This window comes from Providencia sp. PROV197 (assembly GCF_028479625.1).
Classification (GTDB): domain Bacteria; phylum Pseudomonadota; class Gammaproteobacteria; order Enterobacterales; family Enterobacteriaceae; genus Providencia; species Providencia vermicola.
This window is the reverse complement of record NZ_JAMPNZ010000021.1, coordinates 1-15,019: the sequence shown is the minus strand read 5'-3', so window position 1 is coordinate 15,019 and position 15,019 is coordinate 1. Positions and strand designations below refer to the sequence as shown.

At 41.4% G+C, this 15,019-nt stretch carries 15 protein-coding genes; 8 read left to right on the top strand and 7 right to left on the bottom strand.

Features of this window, described 5'->3' with window-relative positions:
* Positions 1 to 61: 61 nt before the first annotated feature.
* A complete protein-coding gene (locus PR808_RS12220; protein WP_206086158.1) occupies positions 62 to 394 on the top strand; it encodes a DMT family transporter in 333 nt (110 codons plus the stop codon).
* A gap of 47 nt (positions 395 to 441) precedes the next feature.
* Positions 442 to 741, top strand: coding sequence for a DUF333 domain-containing protein (locus PR808_RS12215; protein WP_206086157.1), 300 nt, complete (start codon positions 442 to 444; stop codon positions 739 to 741).
* Between the two features lie 72 nt (positions 742 to 813).
* Here PR808_RS12215 and dsbB read toward each other — a convergent pair whose 3' ends face one another.
* Together dsbB and nhaB are read right to left on the bottom strand one after the other, a co-directional pair.
* Positions 814 to 1,335 carry a disulfide bond formation protein DsbB gene (gene dsbB, locus PR808_RS12210; protein WP_206086156.1) on the bottom strand — a complete coding sequence of 174 codons (522 nt, stop codon included), beginning with the start codon at positions 1,333 to 1,335 and terminating at the stop codon, positions 814 to 816.
* 157 nt (positions 1,336 to 1,492) lie between these two features.
* Positions 1,493 to 3,040 (bottom strand): sodium/proton antiporter NhaB, encoded by a 1,548-nt coding sequence (nhaB, locus tag PR808_RS12205; protein WP_272539382.1) that lies wholly within the window; start codon positions 3,038 to 3,040, stop codon positions 1,493 to 1,495.
* A gap of 220 nt (positions 3,041 to 3,260) precedes the next feature.
* On the opposite strand from nhaB, the gene fadR reads away from it, so the two are divergent.
* The 4 genes from fadR to PR808_RS12185 all read left to right on the top strand — a co-directional run bounded on the left by fadR (position 3,261) and on the right by PR808_RS12185 (position 7,797).
* Complete coding sequence (gene fadR, locus PR808_RS12200) at positions 3,261 to 3,977, top strand: fatty acid metabolism transcriptional regulator FadR (RefSeq protein WP_047756875.1); 717 nt, start codon at positions 3,261 to 3,263, stop codon at positions 3,975 to 3,977.
* 491 nt (positions 3,978 to 4,468) lie between these two features.
* Entirely contained in the window at positions 4,469 to 5,770 is a 1,302-nt protein-coding gene (locus PR808_RS12195) for a D-amino acid dehydrogenase (protein ID WP_206086154.1), read from the top strand.
* A gap of 62 nt (positions 5,771 to 5,832) precedes the next feature.
* On the top strand, positions 5,833 to 6,912 hold the full coding sequence (gene alr / locus PR808_RS12190; RefSeq protein WP_272539381.1) for an alanine racemase: 1,080 nt from the start codon (positions 5,833 to 5,835) through the stop codon (positions 6,910 to 6,912).
* Positions 6,913 to 7,044: 132 nt separating this feature from the next.
* Positions 7,045 to 7,797 carry a MipA/OmpV family protein gene (locus tag PR808_RS12185; RefSeq protein WP_206086152.1) on the top strand — a complete coding sequence of 251 codons (753 nt, stop codon included), beginning with the start codon at positions 7,045 to 7,047 and terminating at the stop codon, positions 7,795 to 7,797.
* Positions 7,798 to 7,863: 66 nt separating this feature from the next.
* Here PR808_RS12185 and PR808_RS12180 read toward each other — a convergent pair whose 3' ends face one another.
* Together PR808_RS12180 and gapA are read right to left on the bottom strand one after the other, a co-directional pair.
* The gene (locus PR808_RS12180) at positions 7,864 to 8,745 is read right to left on the bottom strand and encodes a D-hexose-6-phosphate mutarotase (RefSeq protein ID WP_206086151.1); all 882 of its coding nucleotides are present in this window, start codon (positions 8,743 to 8,745) and stop codon (positions 7,864 to 7,866) included.
* 231 nt (positions 8,746 to 8,976) lie between these two features.
* Positions 8,977 to 9,972 carry a glyceraldehyde-3-phosphate dehydrogenase gene (gapA, locus tag PR808_RS12175; RefSeq protein WP_206086150.1) on the bottom strand — a complete coding sequence of 332 codons (996 nt, stop codon included), beginning with the start codon at positions 9,970 to 9,972 and terminating at the stop codon, positions 8,977 to 8,979.
* A 355-nt stretch (positions 9,973 to 10,327) separates the two neighbouring features.
* Here gapA and msrB point away from each other — a divergent pair, with 355 nt between their 5' ends.
* Together msrB and PR808_RS12165 are read left to right on the top strand one after the other, a co-directional pair.
* Positions 10,328 to 10,741, top strand: a complete 414-nt coding sequence (gene msrB / locus PR808_RS12170; protein ID WP_206086149.1) for a peptide-methionine (R)-S-oxide reductase MsrB — start codon at positions 10,328 to 10,330, stop codon at positions 10,739 to 10,741.
* Positions 10,742 to 10,862: 121 nt separating this feature from the next.
* Entirely contained in the window at positions 10,863 to 11,165 is a 303-nt protein-coding gene (locus tag PR808_RS12165; protein WP_206086148.1) for a YeaC family protein, read from the top strand.
* Between the two features lie 67 nt (positions 11,166 to 11,232).
* Here the strand turns inward: PR808_RS12165 and pncA are convergent, their stop codons facing one another.
* The 3 genes from pncA to sppA all read right to left on the bottom strand — a co-directional run bounded on the left by pncA (position 11,233) and on the right by sppA (position 14,914).
* Complete coding sequence (gene pncA / locus PR808_RS12160; RefSeq protein WP_206086147.1) at positions 11,233 to 11,859, bottom strand: bifunctional nicotinamidase/pyrazinamidase; 627 nt, start codon at positions 11,857 to 11,859, stop codon at positions 11,233 to 11,235.
* Between the two features lie 11 nt (positions 11,860 to 11,870).
* On the bottom strand, positions 11,871 to 12,890 hold the full coding sequence (gene ansA / locus PR808_RS12155) for an asparaginase (RefSeq protein ID WP_272539380.1): 1,020 nt from the start codon (positions 12,888 to 12,890) through the stop codon (positions 11,871 to 11,873).
* A gap of 167 nt (positions 12,891 to 13,057) precedes the next feature.
* Positions 13,058 to 14,914 (bottom strand): signal peptide peptidase SppA, encoded by a 1,857-nt coding sequence (gene sppA, locus PR808_RS12150; protein ID WP_206086145.1) that lies wholly within the window; start codon positions 14,912 to 14,914, stop codon positions 13,058 to 13,060.
* Positions 14,915 to 15,019 lie beyond the last annotated feature (105 nt).

The following is a 15,019-nucleotide window of genomic DNA, read 5'->3' as shown; positions in this document are numbered from 1 at the left end:
CAGGGCTTTTTCTGGTTTATCGCTATAATTTATTTTTTTAATACAACAATAAGGTTTATCAATGAAAGGTCTAAGTTTTCTCTTGATGTCGATTCTTGCAGAAGTGATTGCAACGACCACATTAAAAGCTTCTGAGGGTTTTAGCCGTTTCTGGCCGTCTTTAATTGTGATTATTGGCTATGGGGTATCTTTCTGGGGCTTATCGCAGGTAGTGAAAGTGATGCCATTGGGGATTGCCTATGCTATCTGGTCTGGGCTAGGGATTGTGTTAGTTTCTGTTGCTGCAATTTTTATTTATCACCAAAAACTCGATTTACCTGCAATTATTGGTATGCTATTAATTATTATTGGTGTTTTAGTCATCAATTTATTTTCAAAAAGTAGCACACACTAGTGCAAGGCAAGGGGTTACAACGGCTTGATGGGAGGGAGATAAACAGCATGGGGCGTAAGGTCAGCCAGTTATTAAAACCTGTGATGACAGTTGTTGTGGCAGTTGTAATGTCAGTGATGTTATCGGCTTGTGGAAGCTCAGAAGTGAATAAAACCGTTGATAACTCTGCAACTCAGTATGCAAAGCAAGTGGTTAATTTAGGGCCAGGGATTCAGGAAGCCTGCGTTTCTGCAGGAGGATTACCTGCCTTAACACTTGAACTAAATGGTGATGAAACGGCGGTTTGCCAATTTGCAAATGGCAAACGTTGTGCTGCCAATGTTATCCAAAGTGGTGCGTGTATTTAATATTTATTTTTGGCTTCACAAAAGAAAAGCCCCTTTAATCAGGGGCTTTTTACGTTTTCAATTCATTTATGGTTAAACCGATTTTTTAGCGGGGAAAAATTGGCTAATTAACACAATAATAGCCACTAAAATATAAGCGGCAAAAATACCAATTAACCACTGCGGCATATCAAGGCCTAAAAATGCCCACTGTCTAACCGCGCAGTCACCCGTTGCTTCAAACATCGCAGGAACCCACTCTTGCAGTGGCAACCAATCAGGGAAGTTGACAAAGAAATCACAAGAAGCAAATGGCGAAGGGTAAAGTTGCAGCATGGTATGTTCCCATGCAAGGTCTAAACCGCGCCATGCGGCGTAAATCCACACAGCGATGGCTACCCAACGAATGACAATATTTCTCGGTGCGATAGCACCAATTAAACCTGCAAACATAACGCCCAGTAATGCAACGCGTTCATAAATACACATTACGCAGGGTTGAAGCTTCATAACATGTTGAAAATATAATGCCGCACACTCTAACATAAAGGCTGTAAAGGCCATCAATAGCCATGCGCCTCGTCCTTGTGAGCAGTAGTTAAAAAATCGGAACATACTTGAGATATCCTAATTGAGTGATGCGCACATTTTGCCCCTATCTGCCTGATAAAAAAAGCGCCTAAAGCAAAATAAATGCCATTTCGAGTTAGGTTTTACCTAACATTACAATCAGGCGCTGATAAAAGCGCCTGATTGAGGTTGAGTATAATCCCTATCCAAATGTAATCAAACCGATGGACGCCATCCAATGCGTTATCGGTACGAGCCAGTATTCAACACCTAATAAGCCAACAATGGTCATGACAACAGTATAAGGAAGTGCCATCCAAACCATTCGACCATATGATAAACGAATTAATGGTGAGAGTGCGGAAGTTAGTAAGAACAAGAATGCCGCTTGCCCATTTGGTGTTGCTACAGAGGGGAGGTTTGTCCCTGTATTGATAGCCACGGCTAAAAACTGGTATTGCTCAGGTGAAACGAGTCCTTCTTTTGCAGCCTTCATTGCTTCAGTGATATACACAGTGCCCACAAAGACGTTATCTGATACTGCGGATAATAAGCCGTTAAACAGATAAAATAGCGATAACTGGGACGATTCGGACGACTGTAAGACAAACTGAATGAATGGCGTGAAGAGTTGTTGATCAATAATAACGGCGACAATACTGAAAAACACGGTTAATAGTGCCGTGAATGGAAGGGCTTCTTCGAAAGCTTTGCCTAGAGCGTGTTCTTCAGTGATACCACAAAATGCAGTCGCTAACACAATCACGGATAAACCGATTAACCCAACTTCTGCCAAATGGAAGGCCAAAGCAACAATTAGCCATATCCCAATTAGCCCCTGTACCCACAGTTGGGCTTGTTCCTTTTTCGTCCGTTTCGCCGTCATTTTTTTATCATGATCGGTTAAAATTTGGCGAACACTGTCTGGAAGTTCTGCACCGTAACCAAATAGTTTGAACTTTTCTACAAGAAAACAAACAATTAGCCCACAGAGGAAAACAGGAATAGTGACAGGTGCCATGCGAATATAAAAGGTAATGAAATCCCAGTTAACATGCTTTGCGATGATTAAGTTTTGAGGTTCACCAACCATGGTCATCACGCCACCCAGCGCCGTACCAATCCCTGCATGCATCATTAAGCTACGTAAAAAAGCGCGAAATTGCTCTAAGGTTTGTTTTTGCTCACTGCTATTAATAAAACCATCATTTTGCAGGTCAATATCACTATGCTGATTAGATGCATATTGGTGATAAATAGAATAGAAACCAATTGAAACGCTGATCACGACAGCAATAACGGTTAACGCATCTAAAAAAGCAGATAAAAACGCACTTGCTAAGCAAAAAGCTAATGACAGAATTCGTTTAGAACGGACGTTTATCAGTAATTTGGTGAAAACAAATAACAACAGCTGCTTCATAAAGTAGATACCAGCCACCATGAAGATCAACAGTAAAATGACTTCAAGATTATTGCTGATTTCATGAGAAATCTGCGCAGGGCTGGTCATGCCAATCAGTACAGCCTCGATAGCGAGTAGGCCTCCAGGTTGTAAGGGATAGCATTTTAATGCCATTGCTAATGTAAATATAAATTCAATGACCAATAGCCATCCTGCGATGAATGGGCTGGCGAAATAGAAAACAATTGGGTTGATGACCAGGAATATAATAATGGCAAGTTTGTACCAATCAGGTGAGTTCCCCAGAAAGTTTTTCAAAAATGCGCTTTTTAAACTAAAATCCATTATGGTTTGTTATCCTCTTATTGGATGTTTTGTCTCGTTCCACAACATACTACTCTTATCTTTTAAGGATTTTAAGTCTATTTGCTAATTGATAATGTATGAATTATATGGAAATTCTATGATTTGCTTCACTCTTTATTTTGAGTCTAACTATATCAGAAGACGACAATCTGGTATGATTTCCTCAATATCCGTTTAAAAGGTTTGGAATAATAAAAATATGGTTATTAAAGCTCAAAGCCCGGCAGGTTTTGCGGAAGAGTACATTATTGAAAGTATATGGAACAACCGTTTTCCACCAGGTTCAATCTTGCCCGCTGAGCGCGAACTGTCTGAGTTAATTGGTGTGACACGCACCACTCTACGTGAGGTGTTACAACGCTTGGCTCGTGATGGTTGGTTAACCATCCAACATGGTAAGCCAACTAAGGTGAATAACTATTGGGAGACTTCTGGCTTAAATATTTTAGAAACATTAGCTCGATTAGATCACGATAGAGTTCCACAACTGATTGATAATTTGCTGGCAGTGCGGACAAATATTGCTGCAATTTTTATTCGTACGGCTTTTCGTAACAACCCTGAAAAGTCCTTAGAGGTATTAGCTGGCAGAGAAAAAGTGGAAGACAATTCAGATGCCTTTAGCGATTTGGATTATAACATTTTCCGTGGCCTCGCTTTTGCTTCAGGTAACCCAATTTATGGGCTAATTATTAATGGGTTAAGAGGGTTATATACCCGTGTTGGTCGGTATTATTTTTCTAACCCTGAAGCGAGACGCTTAGCGTTGAGTTTCTATCAGCAATTAAGCCATCTGTGTCGTGAGCAAGCCTATGACCGTATCATGGAATGTGTGCGTAATTACGGTAAGGAAAGTGGCCTGATTTGGCATTCTATGCAAGGTAATATGCCATCTGACTTAGCTCATATCCGTTAAGCATCATCAAATTTTTATGATTCAAGCCAGCATTCAACGATGGATGCTGGCTTTTTTATTTTGTGAGTCATTCCTAAATCTCTGGTTTTATCGTTCTTACAGAGAATGCGCGATATAACAGTCGTTACAAAGCGTTAATTAAAATAATAAGCTGTAAAAGTTGCTATTTAAAATATATTAAGTCTCAAGGTTGGCGTTTGTTAGGAGTGAGTGCAAGCAATAGTAAGTTCTGGTTATTTGATAGATTCTACTGAAAAATATTGCTTTCAGCTATAAAATTGTTTCTTGTTTTAGGTAGGGTATTGATATTTAAGATTTAATTTAAACACCTCTTTTTTATGCGTTAGAATAAAAATCTATTTTGTAAATACATTGTGACAATAATCGAATTTTTTATCTGAATTGTTAAAAGTGTTAATTCACTACATTGGCAAATGAATACTAGAATATTATTCTAATGAGTAAGTCATCATTTTGCGGCTGAGGATCTTATGAAAATTCTAGTGTTAGGTGCAGGTGTTATTGGTGTGACAACAGCATGGTATTTGGCGCAAGAAGGCCATGAAGTTATTGTTGTGGATAGGCAACATGATGTTGCTGAAGAAACCAGTGCAGGTAATGCAGGGCAAGTTTCACCTGGATATGCTACGCCATGGGGGGCACCAGGTATTCCATTGAAAGCGGTAAAATGGATGTTTGAAAAGCATGCACCACTGGCTATTCGTCCAGATGGGTCGTTATTTCAACTACGTTGGATGTGGCAAATGCTCAAAAACTGTGATATTCAGCATTACACAATGAACAAAAGCCGCATGGTGCGTATTGCTGAATATAGCCGTGATTGTATGCGTGAGCTTAGAAATGACATTGGTATTCACTATGAGGAACGCCAAGGGGGGACACTGCAACTGTTTCGTACGGCTAAGCAATTTGATAATGCCGCGAATGATATTGCCGTGCTGCAACAAGAGGGAGTGCCTTATGAGCTATTAACCTCTGATGAATTGATCACAGCAGAGCCAGCACTCGAATTTGTGAAGCACAAATTAACGGGGGGATTGCGTTTACCAAATGATGAAACAGGGGATTGTCAGCAATTCACCAAGAAGCTCGCTAAAATGGCGAAGGATGCAGGGGTAAAATTCCAATTTGGCGTGCAAGTGGAGCAAATTATAACAGAAGGTCAACGTGTGAGTGGTGTGCGTATTGATGGTCAGATCCTGCAAGCCGATAGATATGTGGTTGCGATGGGGTCTTATTCTACCTCAATACTCCAAAATCTGGTTAAAATCCCAGTCTATCCGCTTAAAGGTTACTCGTTGACGATGCCAATAATTGACGCCCAAAGAGCGCCAACTTCCACCATTTTAGATGAAACCTATAAAATTGCAGTCACTCGTTTTGATGAACGCATACGTGTTGGTGGTATGGCAGAAGTGGTCGGTTTTAATTTAAATATCCTGAAAAAACGCTGTGAAACACTGAAAATGGTGGTACAAGACTTGTACCAAGGTGGTGGCGATATCGCACAAGCACAATTTTGGACAGGGCTCAGACCAATGACGCCAGATGGTACGCCAATTGTAGGGCCAACAGCGTATAGCAATTTATACTTGAATACGGGCCACGGCACACTGGGCTGGACGATGGCATGTGGAGCAGGGAAATTGCTGTCAGATTTAATTTCAGGAAATACACCCGATATTGCTTCTGATGATTTGTCAGTATCACGGTATTTAGATGGATTTAATACGAAATTAGTGGCTGGTGGGCATTTAAACCCCGCACGTTAATTCGCTGGTACCATATAACTGATGTATTGACATAAAAATAGACACGTATTTAAGGACTTAAGATGCCACGCCCAATTAGTGCCATTATTCATTTAGACAATTTACAACATAATTTATCGGTTGTGCGTCAGCATTCAGGGCAGGCAAAAATTTGGTCAGTCATGAAGGCGGATGGTTATGGTCATGGTATCAAACACATTTGGCCCGCACTGAAAGCCACTGACGGCTTTGCAGTGTTAGACCTCCAAGAAGCTATTCTATTGCGTGAAGAAGGTTGGAAAGGGCCAATTTTGTTGCTTGAAGGTTTTTTTCAGCCACAAGATTTAGGGGTAATCGACCAGTATCACTTAACGACTAGCGTACACAGTGAATGGCAACTTTATGCTATTGAAAATGCGCAACTGTCTACGCCAATTTCAGTTTATGTCAAACTCAATAGTGGCATGAATCGTTTAGGTTTTCCTGTATCAGGATATCAAAATGTCATTGAACAGTTAGCGAAGATGGAGAATGTCGGCTCCATCACGTTAATGAGTCATTTTGCTAATTCAGATACACATACTGGGGTAATTGAGCCATTTGAGAAAATTAAACAGTTTAGTCATTTGTCTTTACAAACCTGTATTGCCAATTCAGGTGCAACTCTTTGGCACAAAGATACTCAGTATGATTGGGTACGGACGGGGATCTTGTTGTATGGTGCGTCACCAAGTGGAAAGTCAGCTGATATCCAACAGTATCCGCTAAAAGCTGCGATGACGTTACAATCAGAGGTGATAGCAATGCATGATATTGCTGCAGGGGAATCTATCGGTTATGGGAGCCGATTCACTGCATCTAAGCCGATGCGTATCGCTACGGTTGCGTGTGGTTACGCTGATGGCTATCCACGTCATGCACCCAATGGAACACCTGTTTGGTGCAATGGGGCACGTTGTGCGCTATTAGGCGCAGTTTCTATGGATATGTTGAGTATTGATATCACCCATTGTAGTGATGTGAAATTAGGCACCACAGTGGAATTGTGGGGGCAAAATTTGCCTGTGGACGATGTGGCACAAGCGGCAGGCACGATAGGCTATGAATTAATGTGTGCACTTGCAAAAAGAGTTCCTGTTCGTTACGAAAAAAGCGTAGAATAATTGTTAACCAATACTATCGCTAACTCACATATTTAGCTTTAAATGTGATTTAGATTATGAAGATTGGGGATCTTTGCATATTGATATAACATATAAGTTTGATCCATTTCTCATTATTTTTAGGTTTAATCTATGTCTAAAACAATTAAGTTAACCACACTTGCTGTGGCGTTAAGCGTGTTATCTAGCGCAGCTTTAGCTGGAACATGGTCTGTTGGTGGCTCTGTACTGGCGCAATCTACGCCATATAAAGGCATTAAGTCTCGTGATTATATTACGCCAGTACCAATTGTGAATTATGACAGTGAAAATTTTTACTTTCATACGTTAGCTGCAGGTTACTATCTGTGGAATGACACGCAAGATCAACTGTCTTTAGATGCGTACTATTATCCTCAATTTTTTAAACCTAAAGACAATGATGACAAAGCAATGCGTGAGCTAAATCGTCGCCGTGATACGGTTATGACCGGTTTTACCTACCGCCATAAAGCGGATTGGGGCACACTGCGTACGAATATTTCAGGGGATATCCTTGGTATTAGTAATGGTATTCGTGGTGAGTTTGCTTACCTATATGGCTTTGAAGGCGACAAATGGTCTATCACGCCAGGCTTAGGTATCAAATGGGATAGCAAAAATCAAAATCGTTATGAATATGGCGTTTCTTCAAAAGAATCGAATCATAGCGGTTTAAAACGTTATAACCCAGGTTCAAGCTGGACGCCGTATATGGAAGTCACAGGTAACTACCGTTTCGACGAAAATTGGACTGTGTTTGCGATGGGGCGTGTTGACCGCCTACCGAGTGAAGTAAAAGATAGCCCAATGGTGAATAAATCTGTTTCTGCCATTATGTGGACGGGTGTGACCTATACATTCTAATGTGTCGTTAAAGAATCATAAACCCTCAGTAAGATGACTCTACTGGGGGTTTATTTTGTCTTAATATTAATTTTGTGGTTTATTATCGCGGCTTACCATCACTAAAGACAGGCGAGCAGGGTGCTGAGCATCGCTTTTCATGGGCACATTAATACAGGCCGTTTCAACACAAACCATCTGTTTATAACCATTATTTGGCATGTCTTGCATACTACATGATAATTCAGCCCATGGATTCCAACACACCACATCACTATTATGGTAATGATGCAATTCAATCGTGCGGTTCCAGCCGTCATCGCGCAGTAAGCTGTACTCTTCAGGTTCTGAATAGATGCGGTCAGTGTGTTTATTGAATTTTAATGGTTCAGATGCATACACTTCTTTATCAGCGACCTTATCAAAATAGTGACCGCCAAGGCCGTAAACAGTCGCTTTGTGAATATCACTGATGTTGAAGTAAGTGTGTAATGCTGCTGTCGTTTCAAAATCACCATAGCTTTCGAGCTCAAGCTCACAGGTTTCACCCAGTTTCATTCGTAAAATCAATGTGAACTCGTGGGGCCATAGCTTACGGGTATAATCAGTGTCAGTGAGCGTAAAGGTTAAAATTACCCCATCATCATGTTCATTATGGGCAGTAAATTGCCAAGGCAAGATACGCGCAAAGCCGTGACTCGGACTCGCTACAGGGCCAAACCATGGCCAACAGATAGGAATGCCTCCACGGATTGCTACGCCGTTTTTAAACGCACTTTCAGAACTTAGCCAAAGACACGGCTTTTGCCCCGCAGGTTGCCAATCAATGAGATGTGCGCCTTGTAAACTGACTGCACCACGAACTTTTGGGTGAGAAACCACAATCAGTGGTAGGTCACCTAATTGGCGTTGAGTAATATAGGCAGAGAGTTGTTTAATAACGGGTAGAGCAAAAATTTTTTCGTGCATGGTATCGGCCTGTGTTAGTAGAAACAGCATTAATACGCATTATACGTTTTGCGTGTGGCAGATTTGTGCGATGTATGGCACTTATCTTAAATCTGATTGAAAGTTGGTTTATACAGTATCGAATAATGGATTAAAGATAAATGAAGTGAGATAAAATATTAATGCAGTATTCGATATGATACAAAAGAGCCGCCAATTGGCGGCTCAGTCAGGCTAATTACTTAACAACACTTATTTAGAGATGTGAGCAATCAGGTCTAATACTTTGTTTGAGTAACCTGTTTCGTTGTCATACCAAGAAACTAATTTAACAAAGTTATCGTTCAGTGCGATACCAGCTTTAGCATCAAACACAGAAGTCAGTTTTTCACCGTTGAAGTCTGTTGATACAACGTCATCTTCAGTGTAGCCCAGAACACCTTTCAGTTCGCCTGCTGCAGCTTCTTTGATAGCTTCACAGATTTGCGCGTAAGTTGCTGGTTTTTCTAAACGTGCAGTTAAGTCAACAACTGAAACGTTTGGTGTTGGTACACGGAAAGACATACCAGTCAGTTTACCGTTCAGCTCAGGAATAACTTTACCTACAGCTTTAGCAGCACCAGTTGAAGATGGGATGATGTTTTGAGAAGCACCACGACCACCACGCCAGTCTTTGTGAGAAGGGCCATCAACTGTTTTTTGCGTTGCAGTTGTTGCGTGAACAGTCGTCATCAGACCTTCAACGATACCGAATTTGTCGTTGATAACTTTAGCCAGCGGCGCTAAGCAGTTAGTTGTACAAGATGCGTTAGAAACGATTTCTTGACCTGCGTAAGCTTTGTGGTTAACGCCCATAACGAACATTGGAGTGTCATCTTTAGAAGGGCCAGTCAGAACAACTTTTTTCGCACCTGCTTGGATGTGTTTACGCGCAGTTTCATCAGTCAGGAAGATACCTGTTGCTTCAGCAACAACATCAACACCAACTTCGTTCCATTTCAGGTTTGCAGGATCTTTTTCTGCAGTAACACGGATTTTTTTACCGTTTACAACCAGGTGACCATCTTTAACTTCAACAGTACCGTTGAAACGACCGTGAGTTGAATCGTATTTCAGCATGTAAGCCATGTATTCTGCATCGAGCAGGTCGTTGATAGCAACGATTTCGATATCAGAACGCTCTTGTGCAGCACGGAAAACGATACGGCCAATACGACCAAAACCATTAATACCTACTTTGATAGTCATAGTATTTCCACCAGCTATTTATTCGTGAATTAAGTTGTAGTTAAAGTTACCAAAACCTTGCCAGCCGTCAAGCGGAATCGTGTCAATTATTGAAAAAAATCAATTCTGATACCACTAACTGCTTATTTGTCAGCCACTTCAGCGGCAAACACAGCCGCACGTATTATCGGGATTGTACGGCATAATGAAACCATCTATCAGTGATATATGTGATACGCTTCACAAATCAAAACGGAAAGTAAGATGCTTCTTAGTTTAGAATAGTTTTATAAAAATTGTTGTTAATTTTTTGTTGCTGAAAATTACGGTGTGATAGTCATCAACTGAACAAATTGCTTAAATACGTGGATAAATTATGTCACAGAAAGATAAACAACACGTTGATATTTCAGATTTAAATGAGATACAGCGTTATGTTACACAGCAAGCGGGCACTGAGCCGCCATTTAGTGGCCAATTATTGCATAACCGTAAAGAGGGTGTGTACGAATGCCTGTGTTGTGGTACACCTTTATTTATGTCTGAGACTAAATTTGATGCAGGTTGTGGGTGGCCAAGTTTCTATGAGCCAGTGAATGATCATGTCATCAAATACATCGAAGATTTTTCTCATGGTATGCATCGTATTGAAGTCCGTTGCCAAAATTGTAATGCCCACTTAGGGCATGTGTTCCCTGATGGACCTATGCCAACAGGGCAACGTTACTGTATTAATTCAGCATCCTTAAGCTTTTTGGATGAGTCATCGGGTGAAAAGACGCGTGGTTAGGCTGCTGAAGGCTGCTGAAGTTTATAAGTTATTATCAACAACCTTCAGCAATAACGATTCAGCTAAAAATAAAAAAGCAATTTAACTAAACGTCAGTATAATTTTTCGAAGGAGCGGTGCCATGAGTGTAGAAGTCGACCCAAAACATATTGAACAATTGCTTGCAGTAATGACCCCAGAGATTTATGAGCGTCTCGTTACTGCCGTTGAGTTGGGGAAATGGCCAGATGGAGTTCCTTTAACGGCGGAGCAAAAAGAACATAGCTTACAGATGGTGATGCTGTGGCAATCACGCCATAACCATGATGCTGAACATATGACTGTTGGTACCAATGGTGAGATCACCATGAAAAGCAAGCAAGAGCTGAAAGCGATGTTCCAAGGCGAGATGTTCGCAACACTCAAACCGCAAAATAACGATTAAGGTTGAGCGGCAATATTTTCTCAAGGAATACAGTACAAGAGAAAATATTGCTGAGGAAAATGAGGGGTTAGGCAATATCGTCTAGTGTGATAAGTTTGGCGCCTTGCTGTTCCATTTCGGTTAATGCAATCTGGCTGTCATTAGCGGTTAAGTTTACCCCACGACAGCCGTCAACTAATACATCAACGCTGTAGCCCAAATTCAAGGCATCGAGCACTGTAAATTTAACGCAATAATCGGTCGCAATCCCCATAATAATTAAATGGGTGATCCTCTGAGCTTGTAGCCATGTGTGTAATCGAGTTTGACTTACCTTATCGTTATCAAAGAAAGCGCTATAGCTATCAACTTGCGGGTTTTCGCCTTTCGTAAATGTTTCTTGAATGGCTTGAGTGTTTAATTGTGGGTGGAACTCTGAGCCATATTCGCCTTGGACACAATGTACAGGCCACCATACTTGCGCCAGCCCATTAAGTTCACCGATATCGCCAATTTGTGTGCCTGAGTTTGCGGCAAAACTTAAATGATTAACAGGGTGCCAATCTTGACTTGCAAGGGTGGTAATCCCTTTTTGTTGGCAAATCGTGATTGCTTTATTTGCTATGTCTATAACGTGTTCACTTTCATTCACAGCGAGAGTGCCGCCTGTGCAAAAATCATTTTGTAAATCGACTAACAATAAGGCCGTTTTCATCATTTCCTCAGTTATTCATCAGCGTAACTCAATTCACCGCGTAAATTATTTTGCATTAATTCGCGGATCAGCGCAGGTGTGTAATCTTGGCTCAGTAAATAATGTAATTTACTCAATGCCGCTTCAAAAGTCATGTCATAACCACTAATTACCCCTGATTCTGCGAGGGCATGTCCTGTGGCATAGCCTTCCATATTCACACGCCCTGAAATGCACTGTGTTAGATTGACCACAATAATCCCACGGTTAGTCGCTTCCCGTAGAATGCGCAGTAATTCAGGCTGCTGAGGTGCATTCCCGACCCCATAAGAGCGCAAGATTAATGCTTTGACGGGTTGTTGAAGGATATTACGAACAATATCAATAGATAAACCAGGGTAGAGCGTGACAACGCCAATCGGTTGAGGTGTGATGCGGTGTGTCTTGAATTCCCCGACACCAATGGGGGCGGGGCAAGCATTAAAAGTACGAATATGAATACCTGCTTCCATCAACGGTGAGCAGTTCGGGGAACTAAAGGCATCGAAACCATCTGCATGCGCTTTGACTGTACGGTTACCACGGTACAATTTATTATTGAAAAATAATCCTACTTCATTAATGGGATAATTTGCTGCTAAATACAAGGCATTCAATAAGTTAGTTTGACCATCAGAACGTAATGCTTCCAATGGAATTTGTGACCCTGTCACGATAACGGGCTTCTTTAAGTTTTCAAACATAAAAGAAAGGGCGGATGCTGTAAATGCCATGGTATCCGTGCCGTGTAAAATGACAAACCCATCATATTTTTCATAGTGTTGGCAAATATCATCTGCAATGATTTGCCAATCTTCAGGGGTGATATCGGATGAGTCGATTAACGGCTGATGTTCGCGAATTGTGAATTCAGGCATTTCTGGACGGTGAAATTCAGGCATCTGAGCCAATTGCGCTTGTAAATGACCTGAGACAGGTATGTAACCTTGTGGTGAGTGACGCATGCCGATGGTGCCGCCAGTATAAACGACATAAATAGATTTCTTCTGCATTTGATTACCTAATTTATTAGCGCATGGAGAAGTGAAAATAATTATCCGAATTTTGACGTAATTACTGGTGTATTACTATCGTTAAATTGCTAATTTGTAGATTGAAATGAGGTGAACTGAGTATCTAGTGAGAGAAATCCCCTCCAGTAAGCTAGAGGGGATGGCGATTAGTTAATTTCAGCGCAATTTAAGCAAAATGCATAACGGTTTTGTGGGTCATTCATTTTTAAGAAAAATTGAGCTTGTTGGCGGATATCTGTTGCAACAGCGGGTGGTAAAAACACGTGCAGAACATCAGGCATGGCTGCTTGAACATTACTGGTTAATTCAAGTAGCAGCTGGTCCATAAAGGACAATTCTGGTTTCATCCAATCCAATTGTACTTCTGACAGTTTAGCCAATTCTGCGGCTTTATCCACGGCGTCATCAAAATCACCCAGTTGGTCGACAAGACCATTTTTCAATGCATCTTGACCAATCCAAACACGGCCTTGGGCAATTTTGTCTATTTGCTCGGGGGTTTTGTTTCGCGCTTTTGCTACAAGATTAATAAAGGTGTCATAACCATTTTCAATGGTGATTTGCATCATATCTGCAAATTGTGGGTTGATCCCTTTTGTTATGGAGATATCGGCAAGTGGTGAAGTGGAAACCCCATCAGTGTATACGCCAATAGAATCCAGTGATTTTTCAAAGGTATTAATTACACCAAAGATACCAATTGAGCCCGTTAGCGTATTTGGGCTTGCAATAATATAATCCGCAGGTGTGGAAACCCAGTAACCGCCTGATGCCGCCATACCGCCCATAGAAACAACAACAGGTTTACCTGCAGCATGGGCGGACGCTAATTCGCTGCGAATAAGGTCAGATGCACTAACGCTTCCCCCTGGGCTATTCACACGTAGAACAATGGCTTTGATATTGTCATCAAGGCGGGCATCGCGGATTTGTGCTGCTATGGTATCCCCCCCAGCAATTCCAGGCGTCTGTGGGCCATCCATGATTGCGCCTTGCACTACGATGACGGCAATGTTGCCGCCTTGGTTTGCGGTGGTATCGGCAATCTTAGCTGAGTAATCATAGATACTAATATTATTGAATTGCTTATCGTCTTTATTCCAACCAAAGTGCTTACTGAGGAGCTCTTCGACTTGCTCGTTGGTATACACTTTATCAACCAATTTTTGTTTTAATGCATACTGAGCGCTATCACCTTTAACTGCACGTAATTGGCTAAGGACTGTATCAGCTCCAGGGAAAATCTGCGTAGTGGTCATTTTACGGTTAGTCGCTAAAGCATCCAAATAATTGTTCCATAAAGCATTTAACCATTGCTGATTCGCAAGGCGCGCGTCAGGGGACATATCATCACGCATCATGGGTTCAACCGCAGATTTATACGTTCCGACACGGAAAATATGGCTGCTAATTTTCAGTTTTTCTAACAAGGACTTGTAGTAAATGCTGTTTGTAGCGAAACCATATAAGCCAACGGAGCCTTGTGGTGTAAGATAGATATCGTCTGCAAAGCTTGCAAGGTAATATTGTGGTTGAGAAAAATGGTTACCTACAGCGTAAACTTGCTTACCTTTGTGCTTAAATTGTGCAATGGCTTTACCAATATAAGCAAGGGAAGGTTGATCTGCTCCGACTAAGTTATCAAGGCGTAATACCATACCTGTAATACGGTCGTCATCGGCGGCAGTGCGAATGGTATCGACAATATCGAATAAAGAGTTTTCTTGCATCCGATTATTAGAGGTGCCTAATAATTCGCGGCTCATACGCCCGAACGGGTCAGGTGCAGAGACTTGGTCAACCACCACGCCTTGTAAGTCTACATACAACGCACCATAGTAATTTTTTTCAGGCTCAGATTCTGAGTGATAAAGGGCAAAAGACCCAATCACAATGAAGAACAGCACAAGGAAAATCGCGTTGAAAACGAATTCCCGAATAAAGTTAAGTGCCTTCCAACTGATTTTAAAGATGGTGGCGAGGATGTCCCATATTTGACGCATTTTTTCTCCTATCCTTCATATTTTGCACCACAAGGTTGTTGGCTTCACTCACTCGCCCTAGTCACATACTTATGTATGCTCCTAGGGACTCAATCGCTTGCCGTC

Coding starts and splice junctions, on each gene's coding strand:
- fadR (WP_047756875.1), top strand. CDS start 3,261: ATGGTTATTAAAGCTCAAAGCCCGGCAGGTTTTGCGGAAGAGTACATT.
- msrB (WP_206086149.1), top strand. CDS start 10,328: ATGTCACAGAAAGATAAACAACACGTTGATATTTCAGATTTAAATGAG.
- pncA (WP_206086147.1), bottom strand. CDS start 11,859: ATGAAAACGGCCTTATTGTTAGTCGATTTACAAAATGATTTTTGCACA.
- gapA (WP_206086150.1), bottom strand. CDS start 9,972: ATGACTATCAAAGTAGGTATTAATGGTTTTGGTCGTATTGGCCGTATC.
- PR808_RS12195 (WP_206086154.1), top strand. CDS start 4,469: ATGAAAATTCTAGTGTTAGGTGCAGGTGTTATTGGTGTGACAACAGCA.
- dsbB (WP_206086156.1), bottom strand. CDS start 1,335: ATGTTCCGATTTTTTAACTACTGCTCACAAGGACGAGGCGCATGGCTA.
- PR808_RS12165 (WP_206086148.1), top strand. CDS start 10,863: ATGAGTGTAGAAGTCGACCCAAAACATATTGAACAATTGCTTGCAGTA.
- ansA (WP_272539380.1), bottom strand. CDS start 12,890: ATGCAGAAGAAATCTATTTATGTCGTTTATACTGGCGGCACCATCGGC.
- PR808_RS12180 (WP_206086151.1), bottom strand. CDS start 8,745: ATGCACGAAAAAATTTTTGCTCTACCCGTTATTAAACAACTCTCTGCC.
- alr (WP_272539381.1), top strand. CDS start 5,833: ATGCCACGCCCAATTAGTGCCATTATTCATTTAGACAATTTACAACAT.
- PR808_RS12185 (WP_206086152.1), top strand. CDS start 7,045: ATGTCTAAAACAATTAAGTTAACCACACTTGCTGTGGCGTTAAGCGTG.
- PR808_RS12215 (WP_206086157.1), top strand. CDS start 442: ATGGGGCGTAAGGTCAGCCAGTTATTAAAACCTGTGATGACAGTTGTT.
- PR808_RS12220 (WP_206086158.1), top strand. CDS start 62: ATGAAAGGTCTAAGTTTTCTCTTGATGTCGATTCTTGCAGAAGTGATT.
- nhaB (WP_272539382.1), bottom strand. CDS start 3,040: ATGGATTTTAGTTTAAAAAGCGCATTTTTGAAAAACTTTCTGGGGAAC.
- sppA (WP_206086145.1), bottom strand. CDS start 14,914: ATGCGTCAAATATGGGACATCCTCGCCACCATCTTTAAAATCAGTTGG.